Origin of the sequence: uncultured Roseobacter sp., from assembly GCF_947501835.1 — a bacterium.
Lineage (GTDB): Bacteria > Pseudomonadota > Alphaproteobacteria > Rhodobacterales > Rhodobacteraceae > Roseobacter.
The window spans coordinates 174164-194839 of record NZ_CANMXR010000008.1 but is presented as its reverse complement, the minus strand read 5'-3'; the positions used below and the strand labels follow the sequence as shown (position 1 = coordinate 194839).

General features: G+C 55.0%; 14 protein-coding genes and 1 tRNA gene. 5 read left to right on the top strand and 10 right to left on the bottom strand.

Annotated features, from left to right (window positions below):
• Window positions 1-44: 44 nt before the first annotated feature.
• Both Q1A20_RS17350 and Q1A20_RS17345 read right to left on the bottom strand, forming a co-directional pair.
• The gene (locus tag Q1A20_RS17350; RefSeq protein WP_299406098.1) at window positions 45-1487 is read right to left on the bottom strand and encodes a TolC family outer membrane protein; all 1443 of its coding nucleotides are present in this window, start codon (window positions 1485-1487) and stop codon (window positions 45-47) included.
• A 49-nt stretch (window positions 1488-1536) separates the two neighbouring features.
• Window positions 1537-2190, bottom strand: a complete 654-nt coding sequence (locus Q1A20_RS17345; RefSeq protein ID WP_299406100.1) for an rRNA adenine N-6-methyltransferase family protein — start codon at window positions 2188-2190, stop codon at window positions 1537-1539.
• A gap of 146 nt (window positions 2191-2336) precedes the next feature.
• Between Q1A20_RS17345 and Q1A20_RS17340 the strand changes: the two genes are divergently transcribed.
• Window positions 2337-2410 (top strand) — tRNA-Cys (locus Q1A20_RS17340).
• 86 nt (window positions 2411-2496) lie between these two features.
• On the opposite strand, the gene Q1A20_RS17335 is transcribed toward Q1A20_RS17340, so the two are convergent.
• The 4 genes from Q1A20_RS17335 to Q1A20_RS17320 all read right to left on the bottom strand — a co-directional run bounded on the left by Q1A20_RS17335 (window position 2497) and on the right by Q1A20_RS17320 (window position 7901).
• Entirely contained in the window at window positions 2497-3567 is a 1071-nt protein-coding gene (locus tag Q1A20_RS17335; protein ID WP_299917837.1) for a tyrosine-type recombinase/integrase, read from the bottom strand.
• A 299-nt stretch (window positions 3568-3866) separates the two neighbouring features.
• A complete protein-coding gene (locus tag Q1A20_RS17330) occupies window positions 3867-5417 on the bottom strand; it encodes a primase-helicase family protein (RefSeq protein WP_299406107.1) in 1551 nt (516 codons plus the stop codon).
• Window positions 5418-5433: 16 nt separating this feature from the next.
• Complete coding sequence (locus tag Q1A20_RS17325) at window positions 5434-6927, bottom strand: hypothetical protein (protein ID WP_299406110.1); 1494 nt, start codon at window positions 6925-6927, stop codon at window positions 5434-5436.
• A 131-nt stretch (window positions 6928-7058) separates the two neighbouring features.
• A complete protein-coding gene (locus tag Q1A20_RS17320; protein ID WP_299917834.1) occupies window positions 7059-7901 on the bottom strand; it encodes a hypothetical protein in 843 nt (280 codons plus the stop codon).
• A gap of 490 nt (window positions 7902-8391) precedes the next feature.
• On the opposite strand from Q1A20_RS17320, the gene Q1A20_RS17315 reads away from it, so the two are divergent.
• On the top strand, window positions 8392-10425 hold the full coding sequence (locus Q1A20_RS17315) for a hypothetical protein (protein WP_299406115.1): 2034 nt from the start codon (window positions 8392-8394) through the stop codon (window positions 10423-10425).
• Window positions 10406-10702 (top strand): hypothetical protein, encoded by a 297-nt coding sequence (locus Q1A20_RS17310; protein WP_299406117.1) that lies wholly within the window; start codon window positions 10406-10408, stop codon window positions 10700-10702. The genes Q1A20_RS17315 and Q1A20_RS17310 overlap by 20 nt, the downstream gene beginning before the upstream one ends.
• 46 nt (window positions 10703-10748) lie before the next feature.
• Here Q1A20_RS17310 and Q1A20_RS17305 read toward each other — a convergent pair whose 3' ends face one another.
• Complete coding sequence (locus Q1A20_RS17305; protein WP_299406120.1) at window positions 10749-11312, bottom strand: recombinase family protein; 564 nt, start codon at window positions 11310-11312, stop codon at window positions 10749-10751.
• Between the two features lie 267 nt (window positions 11313-11579).
• On the opposite strand from Q1A20_RS17305, the gene Q1A20_RS17300 reads away from it, so the two are divergent.
• The gene (locus Q1A20_RS17300) at window positions 11580-14408 is read left to right on the top strand and encodes an SIR2 family protein (protein ID WP_299406122.1); all 2829 of its coding nucleotides are present in this window, start codon (window positions 11580-11582) and stop codon (window positions 14406-14408) included.
• Between the two features lie 761 nt (window positions 14409-15169).
• Here the strand turns inward: Q1A20_RS17300 and Q1A20_RS17295 are convergent.
• From Q1A20_RS17295 to Q1A20_RS17285, 3 genes are all read right to left on the bottom strand, one after another.
• Window positions 15170-16360: a DUF4185 domain-containing protein gene (locus tag Q1A20_RS17295; RefSeq protein ID WP_299917831.1), complete on the bottom strand. Its 1191-nt coding sequence runs from the start codon at window positions 16358-16360 to the stop codon at window positions 15170-15172.
• Window positions 16361-16565: 205 nt separating this feature from the next.
• Window positions 16566-18113, bottom strand: a complete 1548-nt coding sequence (locus Q1A20_RS17290) for a DUF2723 domain-containing protein (protein ID WP_299917829.1) — start codon at window positions 18111-18113, stop codon at window positions 16566-16568.
• A 75-nt stretch (window positions 18114-18188) separates the two neighbouring features.
• Window positions 18189-20036 carry an AsmA family protein gene (locus Q1A20_RS17285; protein WP_299917827.1) on the bottom strand — a complete coding sequence of 616 codons (1848 nt, stop codon included), beginning with the start codon at window positions 20034-20036 and terminating at the stop codon, window positions 18189-18191.
• A 180-nt stretch (window positions 20037-20216) separates the two neighbouring features.
• Between Q1A20_RS17285 and Q1A20_RS17280 the strand changes: the two genes are divergently transcribed.
• Window positions 20217-20672 carry a hypothetical protein gene (locus tag Q1A20_RS17280; protein ID WP_299917824.1) on the top strand — a complete coding sequence of 152 codons (456 nt, stop codon included), beginning with the start codon at window positions 20217-20219 and terminating at the stop codon, window positions 20670-20672.
• Window positions 20673-20676: the final 4 nt, after the last annotated feature.

Below are 20676 nucleotides of genomic sequence, written 5' to 3'. Positions count from 1 at the left end.
TCTTACCCGTCCGGTGAAATTTTCACAATGGGTCGTGAAAGATGTCAGTTTTTTTGCAGCGCTCTCAAAACCCGATCCAGCTTCTGCCCCTGGGCCGAGGATGGCACGGGGGCGTCCTTGACCAAATCGTAATAGGCACTGGGGTCATAAAGCTGCACATTCAGCGACAAATCCTTGGCCGTCAGCCGCCCGGTGGATTGCAAAACCGCATAGGCCGCGACGTAAAGGCTGGCTTGGGCAGAGATGCGCGAGGTTTCCGCATCCAGCAATTCCTGCTCTGCATCAAGCACATCCAATGTGGTCCGTGCGCCCAGGGTTGCCTCTTCGCGCACCCCCTCAAAGGCGATCCGGGCGGCCCGGATACGCTCTTCGCTCGCTTGCAGGCTGGCGCGTTGCGCCGACAGGGCTGCATAGGCCGATCCCACGTTCTGCGAAACGGTCTTGCGCACGTCCAACAGATTGCCACGTTGTGCGTCACGCGACGCCATGGCGGAGCGGATGGCTGCGGACAAAGCGCCGCCTCGGTAAATCGGGCCACTCAGCGTAATACCAACGGTGCCCGATCGGGTGTCATTGATCGTTCCCAGATCTTCGCTCGCATCGAGCGACCCTGTCGCAGACAGCGTGGGGCTAAGTGCGGCCTTGGCCCGCATGATATTCAGCTCTGCCACCGCAACCAGATGCTGTGCGTTGCGCAAATCAGGGTGGTTTTGTACGGCCAGCGCGCGCGCATTTTCGACATTACTGTCCAGTTGAGGCAAGGAGGGCGGCGGCGACAATTGGCCCGGTGTGCGCCCGACCACGCTGCGATATTCTTCAACGGCTTCGACCAGATCGCCTTGTGCCGTTGCCAATCCGCTGCGTGCTTCGGCAAGGCTTGATTCCGCCTGGGCCACGTCTGTGCGGGTGACTTCACCCACTTCGAAACGGTCCTGTGCGGCACGCAATTCCTGGGTCAGCAGGCGCAGGTTGTTTTGCCGCAACTCTACAAATTCTCTGAACGCCACCACGTTGAGATAGGCCTGAACCGCCCGCAGCAGCACGGTCTGCTCAATGCTGATCAGCTGTTGGCGTGTGGCCAGCACGGTTTCCTTTGCAGCCTCAGCGCCAAGTTTCGTCGCACCGCTGTCGTAGAGCAGCAGCGACGCTGAAATCCCGATCGCTGCGGTTGTGCTTTCCAGGCTCGTGGTGGTCCGCAATCCACTCAGTTGCCGCGTCTGTCGGTCGCCGAAATCGCGTTCAAGACTGGCACTGTAGGTCAGGATCGGGCGTAGCGCGGCAATCGCTGTGGCAACATCTTCATCTGCAGCACGCAGAAGCGCGCGGTTCTGATCCAGCAACCCGCTTGTTTCATAAGCGCCAACCAGGGCATCAGCGAGCGTTTCAGCCTGCGCACTCTGCCCCATGATACCCACGATCACACCCGCCGAGATCAAGGCACCGCGACACAGCGCTTTGAAACCACCCTCTTTTCTCAATTGGACCATTCTGGCATGCCTCTTTCTGCTCTGACCCGAATATGGGCTCTGTCTATTTTTAAAACTCAAAAACCGCTGCTTTTGCAAATCCGGGGAGCACCGGCGCGCCTGCGTTGAAGGCCATGCGCCAGGAGATGCTGTCGCCGCGCTTGTAGCCGATGCGCACCTCGCCCAACGCACCCTCCATGAAGAGACAGGCAACCCGGCCGCCATCCTTAATCTGATCCTGAAGGCTTGCGGGCAGTTGCTGCACGCCGCCCTGCACGATCATGACATCATAGGGTCCATGCTGGCTGGCCCCTTCGTGCAGCGGGGCGACATGCTGGATCACATTGTCGATGCCTGCTTCCGCCAAAGCCTCCTGCGCTTCCGCCGCCATGCTGCCATCTTCTTCGACAGCCACAACCGCTTCCGCCATATGCGCAATGACCGCAGAGGAATACCCCATTGCAGAGCCGACATCGATCACCAGCTCATCATTCGAAATATCGAGCACATCGAGCATTTTGGCCAGAGTACGCGGTTCCAGCACCACGCGGCCATCCCCCAGATTGAGGTTTTCACCCATATAGGCGGCCTCACGCTGCGCGGCTGGTACAAAATTCTCTCGCTGCACGGTCAGCATTGCATCGATAATGGGAAACTTGGTCACGTCAGACGGTCTGACCTGTGTATCAACCATCATCGTGCGGCGTGTGGCAAAATCGATCATGCGGCTAAACTCATCCGTTCAGTTGTCTTCTTTTTAGATGTGCCACATTCACGGACCTGCGGCAACGCCGATACGTGGCATTTTGCCAATCTGTGGCACTTGCAGCACCCAGCCTAATCGGATAGCAGTTTCGGCACACCATCCGAGGCGAGTTGGCGGAGTGGTGACGCAGCGGATTGCAAATCCGTGTACACCGGTTCGATTCCGGTACTCGCCTCCATTTAAAATCAATAACTTAGGTAGAACATCCCGCTACGCGGTCACTGCATTTTACATGTCATTTTACAAATGATGTTCTTTTTGCGTTCACTTCGCCGCCGCCAATGCAGCCAGAACATCGTCAGTTTCTTCCGGTGAGACCTTCGCATAACGCTCAATCATCAGCGCTGCTGTGCGGATCGACCACCCCATACAGGCTGCGATTTGGGCAAGTGATAGCCCAACGCGAAGGAGACGAGTTGCAGCAGTTCCTCTCGCATCATTGAGGCGCAAATCGTATCCGATCACTTCTGGCAGCAAGCCAGCCTTGTCACGCCATTGTCTGAGTCCCTCTGAGGCTCTGTGCTCGGTAAGGGGACCGCCACGCGCGTTTGTTAGGATCAACAGGCGATCTTCTGGCGTCTCATCGATGATGTTGGCCATAGCTTGGGTGACAGGAATGTAGGCTGGTACACCTCGCTTGTTGGTGCGGATGCGAATACGACGTCCTGCTGGTGTTTGCTCGATTTGGTTGCGGCTCAAACGGATCAAGTCTCCGGGGCGCAAGCCAGTTTCGGTAGCTGCAATTAGAATTCGACGAACCCAATCGGGACATTTCGCGGTAACCTTAGCTATATCACTTGGTGACCAAACAATCTCCGATCGGTCAACCTCGTAGAGCTTCTCAAGCCCCTGAATCGCGTTTGTCGCAATAAAACCCTCGGTCTCGGCCCAGTTTAGAAACAGTGTGACGACGGTACCGCAGTAATCATATTGCTTAGCGCTATGAATCCACTTTTGCCGCCACTTGTTGAATTCGCGCTTGGAAGCGGCGATTTCCCACATTGAGATGTCATCCGGGCCAAACTCGTCCAAAAAACGGGTCAGCCATCGACGGTAGTCTGCTTGGGTGCGAGGCTTTTTCTTTCGAAAATTCGCACTAGCGAGGTACTCTGCCACGATGTCAGCATTGGACTGAAGAACGACCTTTGGCTTGCAGTCTTCGACAGCCTTTAGGTAAGCGGCCAAAAATTCTGCAGATCTTGGGAATCGCTCCTGACCTGAACAGAATCCAGAACCTTTGTAGCCTCGCAGGGAGAAGTAATACTTCTTCGAGCCGTCGGCGAGCTTGGCTTGCGTGCGGTGCACACCCTCTGGCAATTTCGAACTTCTAGCCATTTCTTCTCATCATGCTGCGCGTCAGCGCTCCTTGTGGGCCGGGCTTACTTGATGTCCCAAGGCCCTGAATCTCGTTGAGCTTATGTCTTACCGCGACAGGATCATAGCAGTCGCGTCTGCCGGGTACTGGCTCGATGCCTGCAGACTTGCAGAACTTTCGAAATGCCGACGTTGGACCGTCAAAGCGTAGCTCACGCGCCAGCTCGTTAGCGGTGATCAGTTGGATAGAGTGTGCCAAAGGGGACACGCCGAAGCGTGCCATCCCTTGATCTGCTGACGTTTGTTCCACGGTTGCTGGATCATGCATCATCTTGGTCACCACGGTCGAAGCGACCCTTGATGGCTTCGCGCAGCAGCTCGATTGGCGGGAATTCGAAGTAGCGCACGCCGGTGCGCTTAATCTTCTTCCAGTCATCACCCTCGAGTTCTGGCGAATACTCCTCGCATTCGATGGAGCCGCGATGCGTCGAGCAAGTGGCATACTCCTGTCCGAGGTCGTCGATGACGGTTTCACCGAAGAGTTCCGACACTAAGTCGAGAATGTCCCCATCCTTCGCGTCATACTCATTCATTGAGCTGCGAAGGAAGCGACGCAGTTCAGATTGAGGGAGACGAAACGACTCACTGGTCTCGAAGTTGTAGCGGAAAGTTTGGCCGCTCTCTGTCTTCATCGTAACGCCACCATCTTCGATCATGCGAACCATGGCGCGTTTCACACGGCTTGTTGTGTGCCAGTGCATCTTGCGACGTTCTGGCGTGTCCGGTGCAGAGCGCAAATCACTCCACTTCTGGCCATGGACTTCCGGGCTGTAGTTCTCCAGTTCCCAGAGGAGCGCTGGGAGACCATCACCTTCGATCTCCTTGTAGATCTTGTCGAAGTATTCGTGGTCGTCTTTGTGCACATCGCCGATTTCCATCACGAGATAGCGACGCTCAGACCCGTTGCCATCGATTGGCACCACACGCTCATCGTTGCTGTCGAAGATGAAACGCGTGTACGATGGCATGTTGATTGGTGGCAGGCCTTTCGGTTCTACCAGAATATGCTCCGCCGTGACGAGGTTCTTGATCTTGCCGTTCACTTTCGGATCACCGGCGAACAGTGCTTCCGTGCATACTGCCACGACTGCAGTGCTGAGATGCTGACCGGCGAAACGCCCCGTGACATGTTCACCCTCTGAGATTGTCAGGCTGTATGGAGCTGCCAGACGTTCGAAGATGATGCCGAAGGTGCTCTTGCCGCATCCACCCTTGCCACGCAGCACGATGGCGGTTTGTGGCTTTTCTCCGGGACGTTGAACAGTGTGCGCCATGTGCAGCCACACGAAGTCGAACACATCATCGCGACCGCCGCACACCACGTCGCGGATGAACTCCTTGAGCGGCTCTGCGTTACCTTTTACCGCTTGCATTTGGCGACCACGATAGAGGTTATATCCATTCTCCGACGTATTCTTTGGCGGAGGTGAGAACTCGATCGCGGAATAGCGCTGGGCGAGATCCACGAAGACAGATGCCGGGTTTTTGGAAGTCTCCCCAACCATCACACAGCGATTGGCATGGTAGAGTTCGAATTCGCCTTTGGACATAGTTTCGAGAGTTGGCGAATAGGCCGACAGGTTCGCGGGGTCAGGCACGCGAAGAAAGCGCACCTTCCCTCCGACGCTTACGACGCGCCAGCGCTTGTTGAGGGTTGCGATAGCCTCGGACATCTTGTCGCCGAGAGGAGCTGCGATATCCCACGACGGATGTGCCTTGTCGTTCACTTCGCTTTCGAGACCTACGATAGCTTCGTCGCGAATCTCCGACTTTGTCTTGGAAGCAGCAGCTTCTGCGGCTGACGCCGCCATCTTTTTCGCCAGAGACTTAAGACGTGAGACGTGAGACGTCATTCTTGTTGAAGCGGCCATCCTCTGAGAACAGTTTTTCCAGACGCTTCAGTGCCGCAGATTTGTTTCCTGCTTTAGCCACACCAGCGAAGAGAGCAGCGAAGTCAGCGTCTCCCGCATGGTCGTTGCTCTTCACCGATCGGAAGGCGTCTTCCACCTTTTTGGGTGATCCGAGGAACGTGATATCGATTTTCGGCGTAGCTCCGTAGTCGGTCGGGTGCACACAGATCGTTTGGCCGTCGATCTCCGGGTAGAAGAGATCATCGCAGAGCATTTCAGACAGCGAGTTGTATTCATCAGGCAGAGCTGCGTCACCGTCTTCGATACGCTCCTCGATCTTGCAGATGAAGTCCCACGTATTCAGTTCGCGGCAGTGATCGTGGTGACAGTAGATGAGGAACGGCTTTTCGCCATCCGTCGGACAGCACCAGCACCCCATGTCCGATCCGTCATCTGGGTCAGAATGCTCTACATGGTTAGGGCACATGATGGTCATGCCATCACCTGCAGCAGCATCGCGGATATCCCACCCAACGCACTCCAGAAACAGCTCTAGGTCGAAGGAGGCTCCGCAGTCAGAGAACCATTCGCGCGCGTCGAACCCATCCGAAAGCACTGCGGGCGTAGAGGTACCGGAAACCGTACGTTCGGTTGTTCCTGCGTGGTTTGGAGTGCGGCTCGTTAGCTTGACATCAGGATCGACTGGCATTTCTTCGATTGAGAGCGCGCGTCCAGCTACCACATAGTGCTTGAACTCCGCGTCCTTCGTTGCGCGGCGTGGAAGATACATCATCTGCACAAACTTTGCGGCGCTGAGGTCCAGATCTTCGATGCCCAGCGCTTTTGCGAAGCCCGCGTAGCGGGCCAGCCATTCTGCTGACGCTTGGCGGACTGAGCCGCCAAACTCGCTTACAGTGAACGGGCGTTCCAGCGGGATGACTACACGGAAGTAATCGCCGTCAGGCGAAGCCTTACGAGCATGGCTATGTGTGGTGTAGAGCACGCCGAAAAGCCCCATTTCGATCAGTTGATCGCGTACGCGGTCGATGGAGTCAGTACCATCGATGTCGATCACGAAAGCAGTTACCGACAGGGCCTTAGCCTTAGAGCGATACATGTAGAGCTGCTTGTCGCCGTTTTCAGTAACCGAGCGCCCCGTGAGTCCTGTCTCATTGAAGAAGAATGCTGAACCTTCTTTCTTCTTCGAGACGGGATGCTTGGTCAGGACTTCCATGTAGGTGCTGAATGGGAAGCGGCGCTGGATCCACTTGTCGCCCGCGACCTTTGGAGCGCGTTGAGAGAAGCCTGTGATCAGTTCGTTCTTGAGAACCGATTGCGCCTCTGATGAGTTCAGATCACCAAAGACGGTAGCATCGTTAATGACCGTCGAAGCGATGGGTAGAGTTGCCGCAGACGGCAGTTTGGTTGCTGGCGTAGTGCCAGTGTTGGGTGTCGTCGAAGAGTGGTTCATATTGATTGCCTCGTGTCTTGATTTTCAACATGGGCAACCAACTAGACAGTGTTTTTCGCTGAAGAAATCTTTTCCTAAGAGCGGATTAATCTCTTCTAACGAAGATTAAGAGATTGACCTCAATGGATAATTCAACCTCGCCGTCTCTTCACTGTTTCGATGCGCGCGCGTAGCGCGCTGTGAAGTCTTGTTGCATTTGCTTTGAGGTGCTCTGTGAGTTTCTTGGATGGTTGTTCACTTTCTTCTTGAGCATCCGGATCCCTGAATAGGTCTCGGACATCCGCCCACACCATCGACCAGTTCGCCCATTCCTTTCCTTGATCGATTAGCTCCCAAAGACGTGCTTCTATTGCTGGATAGTCTTCCGTCTGCTTCATTCCAGCACCTCTGGAATTAGCTTTCTTCGCCTTCTCGGTCCTCGTGTGAGTCAAATTTGACCAAGCAATGATTTCGGCCAATCTGAACTTGATTTCTGTGAAGCAGATTGCACGTTCAAAATCATACGGGCGGTTAGGCCACTGCGGCACATGTCGTTCAACATCCAAGCTGCCGACACGGTCTTCAAACTGATCGGGGTCGTTCACCCGCAAGATCGATTGTTCCCAGATTACCCCATCATTCCACCAAGCCGCAGGCGGCACTTTGGTAGGTTCGGCTTCGTTTCCACTAGCTAGGATGATTTCACCCTTCTGCCGCCAGTTCAGACAGGCCAGTCGAACATCATCAGAAACGATATGCCCCTCGAGAGCGGGTAGATCGACGTCGACTACGCTCAATATACCAAAGGCGCAGAGCTTTTCGTCCATCAAATCCCGCAACAGTCTCTCAAACGCTGGATCTTGAGCTGGAAACTGATGCTTTATCGTTGGCTTGGCTGCATCTGAATCGAAGTTTTCTCCAGACAACATGCAGTGCATCGCATAGGCGAGAGAGATGTAGTCGGTAGGTTGACCGGATGACGTTTCTCGTCCCATCGATTATTATTCGGCTCCCTTCCCACGAATTGTTTCAACCTATCTATCGACTATCACGTCCAATGTATCCACCATCCTGTGGGCCCATAACTTTGAACGGTGTGTGTTAGCCGGTGTGTGTGTCGTCGTGCGCTCTGAAGTTCATCCTAGGATTCTTTGGATCAACAGGATCCGGAAGTATTCTGGGGATCATCGCATAAAATCTGAATTTCTCGGGGTCCCATCGGGGGAGGTAGGGGGGCTGGTTTTGTCGCCACAGTAGCCTCCGACAGGCACCATGTTAACTTGAAGAAAGTTCACATTTCTTGCCACCCAATGGCAACCTCCTGTTATTTAACGCAAATCCCTCAACAGAAATCAGGACTAAATTTGACATCAATGGTGTCCGTTGAAAAGCACGGTTGTTGAAGTGGAACGGATCGCTACGGTATGCTTGCGCGTCTAACGCGTCAAAATCGGAAACGCATATTCACTCTTAGAATTTTTTGGCATGCAAAAAGTTGATCTTCACATACACACAAAGACAAGCAATCAAGATCGAGCATTTGGGTTCAGCGAAGATCGCCTGAAAGAGTACATCACCAATGCCGGTCTCGACTGTATAGCGGTAACCAACCACAATTTGTTCGACAAACCCCAGTTTGAACACATCAGAGGTTGTGTAGACGTTCTTGTCCTCCCCGGCATCGAAGTAGACGTCGAAAAGTGCCAAATCCTCGTTCTTTCTGACGGGCACAACTTAGATGATTTCGACCAACGATGTGCTGAAGTGAGCTTCAAATGGAATTCGACGAAGTCGACCTTACCCTATGATGATTTCACGAGGATATTTGGAGATCTGAATCAGTACATCTTGATACCGCACTACCTGAAAGATCCAAAAATCAGTCAAGACCTGCTCGCCAAGCTCGCGAGCTACATAACAGCGGGCGAAGTCAGCAGCCCTAAAAAGTTTGTCTCTTGCATCAAGGATGCAGACAAGCTTGTCCCGGTCTATTTCAGCGATTGCAGAATGTCTGCTGATCTGAACCCACTGCCGACACGTCAAACATACTTGGATTGCAGCGAAGTGTCTTTTGGAACCCTACGCGAGGTACTTCGAGACAAGAACAAAGTCGCTTTGACCGAAGCAGATGGCAACAAGCTGTTTCAAATTTTCCCAGATGGACAGAGCCTTTCAACAGGACTCAATGTTGTCTTGGGGGATCGGTCGTCAGGAAAATCCCACACTCTTCAAAGGATTTCTGACTGGTTTGGCGAAGATAACGGCAAATTCGTGCGGCAATTCGACTTGGTTGCCCGAAACGAAGCCGAAGACGAAAAAAAATTCAAAGATTTCCTAAGCGAAAGAACCAGCATATTTTCAAAAGACTATCTAGCCGACCTCCAGAAGGTAGTTGAGGACGTCCTAGATATCGACACTGTTGCCGATCTAGCATCTGTGGAAGACTACGTGACTAGCCTTCTGGAATATGCCCGGGAGACCAGCAAGCACGACGCATTTTCCAAGGCAAAGCTATACAACGAAGACGCGCTTACAAAGAAGAACTTGGACGGGCTGCGCCAGCTCATTGCATCCACTAAGCATCTGTTGCGAAATGTTGAGTATCGAGAGGTTATCGATAAACACCTCGACACCGACGCGCTTGAAGCTCTCTATGTTGAGCTGATGCGTGTCTACTGCACGCAGGAAGAAGCAAACGCAAAGAAGAACTGGGTCAATGCTCTTGTTCAAGACGTAAAGTCAAAACTGCAAAGGAAGTCCTCGGCCCCAAAAATCGCGGAGCTTGACCTAATCAAAGTAGAGTTAAACAAGCGCAAGGTGTCAAAATTCGAAGAAGTGGTCACATTGGCCCGTCAACCCAAAACCCCACTAAGGAAGAGAAAACAGGGTTTCGAGGTTGTAGCGCAAGTTGGTCCGTTCAGACGCGCTGGTGAGTTAAAAGAGGCCTCGAGATCTAATCGGAGCTTTAGTGCGGCATTTCAAAAATACGATGAACCCTATGCCTTTCTCCAAGAGCTCAGGAAAATTGGAGACCCGGTAACTGCGGCAGAACTCAGTAAGTTCTTGGTGAAAGTTGACTACAAGATCCTTAACCGAGATGGGCTTGAGGCCTCGGGCGGAGAACGTTCTGAATTCTTTTTGTTGGATCAAATCGAAGGTGCGGAAGGAGCAGAAGTCCTTCTGATTGATGAACCAGAGTCTTCATTCGACAACAACTTTCTCAAAGAGGACGTGAACGAACTCATAAAGGCAATGTCTCACAAAATGCCTGTAGTTATTGTCACACACAACAACACTGTGGGAGCTTCGATTCAGCCCGACTATCTGATCTGCACAAGAAAAGAACTCTCAGACGGCGAAATCAAATTTCGGCTGTACTCAGGGCATCCTACAAGTAAGAAATTGACTTCCACCGATGGCCACGAACTCCTGACGCGCGACGTTCTGCTGGGCAGCTTAGATGCGGGTGTTGAAGCGTACGAGCAACGGGGCATAACCTATGAAAATCTTAAAAATTGACAACGGATGCGGTTATTTCCGCAAGGTTGCTGACGGCGATTGGTTTGAAATTGACAGCATCGACAAACACGCCCTGCTCAGCTTGCTGAACATGTACCTCGAAAATGATGCTCAGATGGACGACCCTTCTGAGAACGAGCTTTCAAACGAGGTGCACAAGATAGTTTATTCCAACATCTTCGAGAAACTGGCAGCGCTGGCAGAAAACAAGCCCACGTTCAAAGATGAAAGCGAGCGCCTGTATATTGACGAACTGAAAAAGTACGCGCCGTCGTAAACAGGTTTCGGAAAAGCACTCATAGCTTGCCCGCTGACGCGGGCTGTCAGGCATTCGCTCTTGCGCTCGGTAGGTAGCGGTAGAGTGTTGCTTCTGAACAGCCAATCCGCTCAGCGACTTTACGCACTGTAATGTCGGGGTCTTTCAGGAGTGCTTTGGCGGCGGCAATGTCTTCGTCAGTTACGGATCTTGGTCGCCCACCAATGCGCCCGCGTGAGCGGGCCGCCGCCAAACCGGCACGCGTTCGTTCTTGAATGATTGAGCGTTCGAACTCTGCAAGCCCTGCGAAGATCGTGAACACCAATTTCCCACCGGATGAGGTCGTATCGATGGTTTCGGTGATTGACTTGAAACCGACCCCACGCTCTTCGAGGTTCTCGACTGTCTCGATCAACTGTTTCAAGGAGCGGGCCAAACGGTCGAGTTTCCAAACAACGATCGTGTCACCATCGCGGGCATATTCAAGCGCTGCAGCCAGCTTTGGGCGGTCACGCTGCGCCCCGCTCGCCTTTTCTGTAAATATCTTGTCGCAACCAGCCCGTTTGAGTGCATCAACCTGAAGTTCTGGGTCTTGGTCTTGGGTCGAAACCCGAGCGTATCCAATCAACATACAAATTCCTCTCATAACTCATCGCATAAATGTGCATTGAGAGACTATATTACAAGAGAGCGTTTTGAGAGAAATATGCCACCTTCTTAGCCAGTCAGGAAGCAGCGATCAACCAACTCTCAAAAACGATCATTTCTGCGTGGCTGAAATGGACATCAGCGGCTTACAGATTTGAAAGGCAGGGTTTCGTCAAAAAACACTGCCGATACCGAAGCTCGCGCACATTTAGGGCTCGAACAATACAAGGACGCATGGCAAAGTCCCGCTATGAGCCCAAATATCCACGATATCTCAGCTTTGAAGTTGAAGCTAGGCCGCACCAATGGGAAGCCAGCGAGTTTTTTAGTCGGTGCTCCGTTTTCTTGGAACGCCGGTCTCGGCGTACCTCCCGTGAATGGATTCATTGAGCTGATCCGCGAACGCGTTGCGATTGAAGGGCCGAAGTTTTCAGAAGAACTCGAAGCGCGTCTTTCGGGTGAGGATGCTGCGGAGCAATACCAAGCGGCGATGAGCTTTGTTTTCAGCGTCCTTGATGCCGACGTCGTCACAGAGATCGTACAAAATGCCGTTCTGTCCGCACGCAAGGCAGGCGCTCCTAACCTCGATCCGCGTAGCGGTTCTGACGGCGATCCTGCTGAATGGAGCATCACACAAGGGCAGCGTGGGCTAGCTCATCTGATCAAGCTCGATTCGAACAGGTTCTCAGGACCAGTCTTCACTACAAATTTCGATCCAATGATGGGGCTTGCGCTTAAATCTCAAGGCATTCGCTACCAGCCATACACCATACCGCAAGAAGGTTCGTTAAACGCACCGATCAGCGTGGCTCAAGATGACGTCAATATATTCCATCTTCACGGTTATTGGCGGGACTCGCCAACGCTGCACAGTCCCCAACAGCTTGAAGCCAAGCGGGCACAACTCCAAGCGTCCTTAGAAAAGCATCTGCACCAAACCAACCTTGTGGTTATGGCATATAGCGGATGGGACGATATCTTCACGTCCGCGCTCGCCAACTGCCTCAGTTCGGACACGTTTAGTGGAACCGTCACGTGGTGCTTCTACAACGGCAGCCCGGCAGAAATCAGGGAACAGAACGCGGCGCTATTCGCGAAATTCAAAGGCGGAGTTCAGCAAGAGCGGATCACGTTCTTCCACGGCATCAACTGCCACACTTTCTTTGATGAACTGATCGCTGATCTCGGTTTCGATTCCGCAACGCGGTCGGCAATTGAGACTTCACCACTTGCTGGGTGGGAAGTAGTGTCGAAGGAACGACTTGATGCCTTTGATCCTCTGACAGGCGAGGAAGCGGTTCGGTTTTTTGACGGGGCCGTCCCAACGTTGCGGCATGCAATCAGCCCCCTGATCCCAAGGCTAAGCCATTCTGCGACACTTGTTGACAGGGTCGACCAAGGGCTTTCCAACACAGCCGGCTGCACCATGCAACTGGTTCGCTCGGCGGGTGGCGAAGGCAAGTCAACCGTGTTGTTGCAGGCAGCGGTTGCGGCGGCACGAGAACGCGACTGCGTGGTGCTGCATCGGCCTTCACCCGATGCGGGACTGAACCCGGATGTGGTAGCTTCCCTTGATCCCGCTCATCATTGGTTGCTTGTCGCCGATGAGGCTGAGGGATTTATCGATGATCTCTGGCAATGTGCTGTGCGCCTGCACGAAGCAGGACGGCACAATGTTACCTTCTTGCTGGCTGCGCGTGACACCGACTGGCTTAAAGAAAATGGCGACCAAAAAGGATGGAGTGGGCGGCTGAACCGACTCGGCGACCTTGTGCTTGGCGGTATCGAGCAAGGCGACGCAGAACTTGTCGTCGATGCTTGGAGCGAACAGGGGGATGCCGGACTACGGAGCCTGATGGCCGCGAACTCTCGGGATGAGCGCATCAAGAAGCTCATTGCGGCGACGAAGGCGCAAGATGTCAAAGGCGGAGACGGCAGTTTCTTCGGTGGTTTGCTCGAAACGCGGTTCTCCGGACCAGCGCTGGTTGACCATGTCGTTGCGCTGATTGAACCCTTGCGCCATCGGGAAATAGATGGCGGATCGGGCACCCTCTACGACGCGTTGCTATACATCGCGAACTGTCATGCCGTCGGTATGCCGGGCATAGACAAACACGTCTTGGCTGCGATTTGCGATTTGCATGTTGGCCAATTGAGTTCTGGTGTTACTGCGATGCTGGGGCAAGAAATGGGTGCCGGGCAAAGCCGTGGACACATTCTGTCGCGGCATAAGCGAGTAGCTCAATCTGTATTGACCGCAGCGGAGAATCGCTTAGGGACCGATATAGGCGAGTATTGGGCTAGGTTGATAAGAGCTACCGTTGAAGTCGGACACAGCCATCGGTTCGAACCCGCATTCCACACAGGGGTCATGAACGGCTCGGCCAAACTTACACGAACGCTGCCAAGCGAGATTCCGAAAACTCGCAGAGACGAGATTAGCCTTTCGGCCGCCGAGGCGGCTGTTGCAGCGCAGCCTGAGCGTATGGATGTTGTCTGTGATCTTGCAGCCGCTTTGAGGCAAGCTGGATACAGAGAGGAAGCCTTTAATCTCTTGAAGGACATGGTACCGGAAATCCCTAAAAAGGTAGACAGTGCTCGAAACATTCGAGGGTTCTTCTTCGAATGGGCGGCCTGTGCTGGCAATCTACGAACCCGACAAGGCTTTGCCGAAAATGCATGGCTTGCCGCGTTTTCGCTCTGCGACACCCCGAAGACAACTGTTACAGCAGATAATCGTCACAAAGCACTTGCGGGCATGTGTGATGCCTTGGCCGCGTTGGCCATAGGCGGACCCGGTGGTGATTTTGCCAAGGGTCGAAGGGCTGCTGCCACACTTGGATATGACCCGGTTAACGATCCGGGGGGCAAGTCAGATTTCGAGTACTTCGCGAAGGAGCTTGATCGACTAGGCGTGCCTGAACCCGCTGGTCCGGATGAGGCGCTTTCTTGGTTGGCACGAGTTTCGTCGGCATTGTCCGATGAAATCGGTGACCCAACAATAAAAAGGTTCGCGCAAGCTGGGCCGCTGACTTTCAATTTGCTCCGGGATTCTTTGCCGTCAGACCCCCGCTCCTGATTGTTCGCTGGAGGCGAACAATTATCGACGCCAAGCGAACGACGCGCGACATGTTGGGTGCGACCGGGAAGGCACCACGCATATGCGGCGTCGATTGACGCTTGGAGGCGCAGGTCTCTTCCTCTTATTGGCGCACCGGAAGCGTTTCCCGGCAGCGGGCGGCGGTGGCGAGGCCCGGTAAGGATCGCCCCGCGTGAGCGGGCGATCACGGTGGCTTGACCTTACAATCCTCGAGGAGGCCGCGGCGGATCTGTCGCAACGATACCGCAACAATTCAATCGATTTGTAGCGATCTCAATTGGTCTCAAACCCCGCAAAACTGGGGAATCTGATCTCACAATTACTACCTTTTCGCCTTCGCGGAGGCAGTGCTCCTGTCCGGAGACCCGTTGTACAGAATACAACCAACCCATTGATGCTTATCGGGTACCTTATGGCTCATTTTACATAGAAGTACCGTAAAAACAGCACGCTACATAGGATTGCAAATCCGTGTACACCGGTTCGATTCCGGTACTCGCCTCCATTTAGTTTCAATTACTTAGCGCACATCTGGGGTTGGGTAGAGATGGTTTCTACCCGCCTGCCTACCCATTCATGCTTCGTTCTGCTCTTGTTCCGGTTCCGGATTTCCTGGGTCCCTGCCCTCCTCTTGGCCCTCGCCCTACCCACAGCAGAGCTACCCGCCACAAAATGTGTGGTCTTTACCAAGTCAATTAAACAGCTCCCCTGCAAGAGGAGGGGTCACCCTAGCGGAATTGTTACTCTTCAGTCTGGTTCAACGTAAAGTCCGGCCCAGCCGTCTCGACGGCTGCGAGGTCCACGGCCTGAGTTTCGAGTTCAGCCTTCATTAAGAAGACGTTGTAGATAGGCTTCCAACGCGACATCGTGAAATAGACAGCGTCGTCGATATCCAGACCCGGGACGATGTAGGGCGCATAGAGGCCAGGATAGTCATCGGCATGCGCAACGATCTGAGGGGCGCTCCAGGGGCCGGTCATGGTTGGCGCAGTTCGCAGAATAACCGCTCTTTCAACGGGATCCAGATACATCATCAGCCAAGACTGGTGCGCATCGCTCCACGCCACCGATAGCTCGCCCGCGGGGGCTGGAACCACTGCTTTGGCCGCGTGCACATTGGTCGACCAAGCGTGCCCGTCCCAATAGCTGTATGCGGTAGGATCGAGAACGTCCTCAGGCGTCACGCGGCCAAGCCGCACGCCACCGAAACGCCCTTGCGGAATGCCGAACACATAGATCATCGCGTCGTTCTCGACATAGGCCACCTGCTCAAAGCCCGTGCCTGCAGGCCAGATTGCTGTTTCGGACCGCGTCCAGTTCTGACCGTCGTCATCGGAATAGGCGAGGCCCGAGCGGCGTACATACCACTTGTCGTCAGCGCCCCACATGCGCACGGACATGTAGTGAAGAACCATCCGGTCCCCAAGCGAGATGCCATTTGTCGGGATGACGGTCCATTCAAAGCCCGGCACCTTCGCCGAACGGATGATTTCTTTTGCGGCGCCCGTCGCGCCTTCGACCATGGCGGCGATGGAAAAACCCTTCGCGGGATCGGGGTCCGCGATCCGGGCAATGGTATTGCTGCGCCAATCGCCACCGTCTGGTCCGTAGGTGTCACCGAAAACCATGTACAGTTGGTCCTTGTGGGTGAACATATGGCCCAGGTCGGTACCGTGCACGTTCCAGCGCGTGTCGGTGGCATTCGCGGAATTTGATCCCGTCAGTTGATTTACAACCTCGGTATCCACGATGCGCAACCCTAGCGGGACAGATGTTTGCAACAGTTCGTCCGGCTGTTGAACCTCCGACAACGCCATGACATCGACACTATCCATATTCTCAATTTCAGCGATTGCCATCGGCAAGGGCGCGGTACAGGAGAAGAGGAAAACGGAGAGAAAAACGCCAGCCAGGGCAGAGGATACACGCAATGTAACGCACCTTCGTTAACAGGGACACTTGTGAATTCGGGACTTCTCGGGTGCTTTCCCAATCGGTACGACAGCCGTTAACCATGTTTGATGCGAACGCGCCGGCAAATCAAGCGGATTTTTGCTCATATGACGCAGTGTAAGAAATCTTGATTGACGGCTAAAATATGCCTATGAGCGATGCCTCGCCCTAATACCGGGGCGTTCAGTTGCCTGGCAATTTGGCCGACGTATCCGCCGGGTCGCAGACAAAACCGTAGGCGGGCCATATTACCGGATCCGGTTGCTCAATCGGGAGCGTCGAGCAGGACAGATGCGGATTGCGGTGTTCGATCCATCGCAACATCTGTTCCCCATCGGTCGGAATGACGATGCCCCCCACCGGCTCCAACGGGTCGCGGTCCGATATCGCATCTTCGGTGCGCCAGGTGACGCGGTAGATCGCGGGCGCAGGTATGTCCCCCAGCAACTCGTGATAGAGCGTGGCCATTCGAAGCCCGTAGGACATGGAGACGACAGGGTTATCGACAGGTGACTGAGCCATCACCACGTCCAGTGTTTTCACCAGTTCCGCGTAGTCGGGTTCGCGGGCGCTCAGATAGCCTGCCATTTCACCTGTGCGCAGAACGCCAAAGGCCAGAAGCAGCGCGCCGAGCCAAGGTCGCAGCCTCGGCCAGCGCGCGAGCCACCAGCCCATTGCTGCGATTGCACCGATGAGAAGCGGGCCGAGAACCGGCAGATGGAAGGCCTGAATATCGTAGGCGCCATACCAGATCATGAACGGCAGGAAGGCCAATGCGGTGCCCAGAACAAGCGCGATGCCCATCCAGCCCGCATTGCGGCCACGCCAACCAGCCACGAAAGCCAACAGGCCAAAGCCGATGAGGGGCAGCGAGATCATCGGATGGGCCTGGCTGAGCGTGCCCATCAGGACCGAGGCGGTCTGCAAGGATTGCAAGCCAGAGCCGTAGAGATCGCCGAAGTAGGTCCCCGCGATGTAGTCGATCAGCTCCGATGTCGTCGGCGGCAGCGGCAGGTATTCAGAATATGCGGTCGATGGGGCCTGCGTGACCCAGGCCAGATAGAGATACTGGCTCGCCCCGGCGAGGAGCAACGCCAGAACCGCAAGCAGAACACGCGGGCGCAACAGAATGCGGTGGTGGGTGGCCATCACCAGCAGGCCGATCGGGGCCAGCATGACCATCATGAGGTGATTGCCGAAAGACAGCGCGTAGATCGCGCAGGCAATGATGAAATAGGAGGGCCGCTTTGTCTCGATGAAGAGGATCAGCGCAAACACGGTGGAAAGGATGAAGGCGAGTGCAAGGGGGTAGACCTCTGCCTCGGTCGATTGCACGGCCATCAGACCGGCACTGCCCAGCAGAAATGCGGCCGAAACGCCAAAGAGAGCGCTACGGGTCAGCCGTCCAACGATTAGGAACGCCATTGCATTCGCCAGCGCGCCGGGCAGCGAAGCCAGAGCAATGGTCATGACGCGCCAGGGCTCAAACGGTAGATCCAGCGCCCGCACAACCGTCCCGATCATCAGGACAAACGGGTATCCCGGCCCATGGACGAGAATGGAGGTATGACCCAGGGTCTGGAACTTGGCGGAATCCCCCGCATTCAGCATTCCCCCGAGCCCGGGAAAGAGAAGGCTTGCATAGTAGGTCAGCCAGAAGAGAAAAATTGCGATGACCAACCAGGGGCTCTGGTAGGCGGATCGATGGGAGGTCGGGGCGCTGGTGGACATCTCGTTCTCGCTTCACATGACCTGTTCGGCAATCACACCCTTGGGCAACTGCCATCCGGCATCGGAACACTGGGCCTAATTTCGGATGGTGCTTCCTGGTCGTGTTAAGGGCGCGACGGTGCTGCGCCTCGCGATTTCAAACTGCGGCACGCCCGCCGCGAGCATGGGAGAAAAGACCGTCCCTCCGATCCCGAAAGGCAGATCGACGTTTCTGGCGACCTGCTCTGTTTCGGGCTCTGGCGTGGCAGAGAGCTGCGCGTTGCCCATGACATACATCGCGCCGCTTTTCAGGCCGACTTCGCCCAGCATGTCGATCTCGAGCCGTTCGCCCACGATATTCAGCCGCGAAATCTGCACGGTTCCGGCCTCGATACCAACCTGACCCTCGATAAGGTCGAATTGGGTCCGGCCAGCGGCGGGAATAAGCGGGCCCTTTTCCTTGGTCATGAACTGACGGCCCTGCGCCAGTGTCTCAAGTGTCGCCGTCACATCGGCCCCCGTCAGGCTGCCGTTCACCATCGAGGCGGTTACCCAACCGGCAAGGCTTTCGAAGATCTCACCGGCCGTGTCACCCTGCCCCGCCAGTTTGAGTTCGGCGTTGAGCGCGCCCTCGGGCATCGGCAGCGTGCCAATCAACCGGGCCTGCATCCTGCGGGATATCGGTTGCATGATCTCGCTGACCGATGCATCGGATAGGCTAGCCGACAGCGTGACCTCTGCTGCGGGGTTGATCGCGGTTCTTGCCTCAAGCCGACCAAGTGTTTCGCTTTGCGCTGCCACATCGAGCGACAGGTTGTGGTCACGCGTATGGAGCGAAATAGCTACGGCATCGAATGCGGCCCCGCCGACTGCAATATTCTGGCCCGCCAAATCAAGATCGATTTCCAATCCGTTGAGCCAGCTTATTGTGATCGGTGTCGCTGACCAGTTGCCCGAACTTATCTTGTGCACCGCCTCGGAAAGCACCGTGTCGGCCGAAACTTGAAGCATCTGCACTTGCGGAAAGATCGGTGTGTCTGCGGTGGTGCGCAGGGCCAGATCGCCCTGCAGTGCGATGCCGCCTTTCGAGAAGGTTGCATTCGAAACGCTGATCGCCCCGGGCGTTACGGCAAATTGCCCGTCGACCAAAAAGGGTCCCGATCCGAATAGGTTCAGGTAGTCAAGGACACGCCGCAGTTCGGTGAAAACGCGGCTTTCGGATGCGGCGCCCGATGGATCAGCTTCAACGGATGCCGCCATTGTGTCAAAGCCGAAAGACAATGTGCCCTTGCTCCCGCCTTCTGAAAAAAGGGTTTGCGGATCGTCCAACTGCAGTTCCACAAAGGTTCGCCGCGCCCCTGTGACGAAATCACCTTTCACAGAGATCCCCGCCGACGCTGTCCGGGGGCGGATGGAAAGGTTCAGATCGGAGATGACGGCGTCACCGGCGAATTCAAGGGTGCCCTCCGTGATGCCGATGGTCACTGGTGTCTTCCGGCCCTCCGTGTCGGTCTTGTCTGTTCCAGGCATTCCCGACCCCAGGAAAACCGGCGCATCAATGTGATCCATTGAGATGTGAGGCCCGTGCAGGTGTAGGCTCGCGATTTCCTCCCGCCCCAGTAACAGCGGCGCTATCCTGAGCCCCGCCTCGATCCGCGACGCATTCAGAAACTCTTTAGATCCGCCACCGTCGACGCTTGCAAACATCGGGTCTGTCACCACAACACGAAAATCCGGACGTATCGACACCCTGGCATCACCGCGCAATTTCAAATCCTCGCCGACCAGACGCCCGATCTCGTGATTGATGCCGCTGCGTGCGACATTTTCGAAGTCCAGCTTTATCATCAGGAGCATCGCACCAGCACAGATCGACAGCACGGCAAGTGCTGTGATGCCCCAGCGCCTTAGGCTAACGGGCCTTTGCCGATTTCGTATTTTCATCACAATCCTCCCAGCCGTTAGCGATGCCACGGTGCTTGATGTATTTGGATCACGTCTGCAGATGGGTGCGCAGCCAGCGCTGGAGCATGTCCTGACGCGCAATCGATTTGGCGAGCTAAACCTCGTCGCCACCCTGAGAAATGAATCCCGAGATACACTGAGGTTTAGATAGGGTTTGGGATGCCCCACAGGCAATCCGTTCTGCCGGGTGAGTGTCGTTGGGGCCCGTTTTCCGGCCTTCTGCCGCCGATCGCCCTCTCAATTGGGCACATCCCTGCCGATGCGAAACCTGCTCGTGGAACCGGTTTGCAACCTTTTTGGTTTTGCGAGGATGGTTTTGCAACCGTGTCATCAACCGCGTGTCGTGGCAACGCCGCGCAAGGCTTTTGGATGGGTTGGGCGGTCAGGAACACCGCAGATGTGGAACCGGAACTTGAGTGTGCGACCGGCGCGTCGGTCGCCGAGATTACGTCATGCGACAGGAACTATCAGAAAGATGCACGTATTTTCGAGCCAGCAACAGTCGATAGGATGCCCAGCTTTGAGCAACAACAGCCGCAGGGCGGGCATGGATTTTGTCGGTATTCTGAAAACCGCATCGGAGCTGGTTTTCAAGAAGCTGAAGGTTTGAGGTGACACA

Excerpts from the sequence above, each read along its gene's own strand:
- Q1A20_RS17350 (WP_299406098.1), bottom strand. The coding sequence starts at position 1,487 with ATGGTCCAATTGAGAAAAGAGGGTGGTTTCAAAGCGCTGTGTCGCGGT.
- Q1A20_RS17345 (WP_299406100.1), bottom strand. The coding sequence starts at position 2,190 with ATGATCGATTTTGCCACACGCCGCACGATGATGGTTGATACACAGGTC.
- Q1A20_RS17335 (WP_299917837.1), bottom strand. The coding sequence starts at position 3,567 with ATGGCTAGAAGTTCGAAATTGCCAGAGGGTGTGCACCGCACGCAAGCC.
- Q1A20_RS17330 (WP_299406107.1), bottom strand. The coding sequence starts at position 5,417 with ATGGCGGCGTCAGCCGCAGAAGCTGCTGCTTCCAAGACAAAGTCGGAG.
- Q1A20_RS17325 (WP_299406110.1), bottom strand. The coding sequence starts at position 6,927 with ATGAACCACTCTTCGACGACACCCAACACTGGCACTACGCCAGCAACC.
- Q1A20_RS17320 (WP_299917834.1), bottom strand. The coding sequence starts at position 7,901 with ATGGGACGAGAAACGTCATCCGGTCAACCTACCGACTACATCTCTCTC.
- Q1A20_RS17315 (WP_299406115.1), top strand. The coding sequence starts at position 8,392 with ATGCAAAAAGTTGATCTTCACATACACACAAAGACAAGCAATCAAGAT.
- Q1A20_RS17310 (WP_299406117.1), top strand. The coding sequence starts at position 10,406 with ATGAAAATCTTAAAAATTGACAACGGATGCGGTTATTTCCGCAAGGTT.
- Q1A20_RS17305 (WP_299406120.1), bottom strand. The coding sequence starts at position 11,312 with ATGTTGATTGGATACGCTCGGGTTTCGACCCAAGACCAAGACCCAGAA.
- Q1A20_RS17300 (WP_299406122.1), top strand. The coding sequence starts at position 11,580 with ATGAGCCCAAATATCCACGATATCTCAGCTTTGAAGTTGAAGCTAGGC.
- Q1A20_RS17290 (WP_299917829.1), bottom strand. The coding sequence starts at position 18,113 with ATGTCCACCAGCGCCCCGACCTCCCATCGATCCGCCTACCAGAGCCCC.
- Q1A20_RS17285 (WP_299917827.1), bottom strand. The coding sequence starts at position 20,036 with ATGAAAATACGAAATCGGCAAAGGCCCGTTAGCCTAAGGCGCTGGGGC.
- Q1A20_RS17280 (WP_299917824.1), top strand. The coding sequence starts at position 20,217 with ATGCCCCACAGGCAATCCGTTCTGCCGGGTGAGTGTCGTTGGGGCCCG.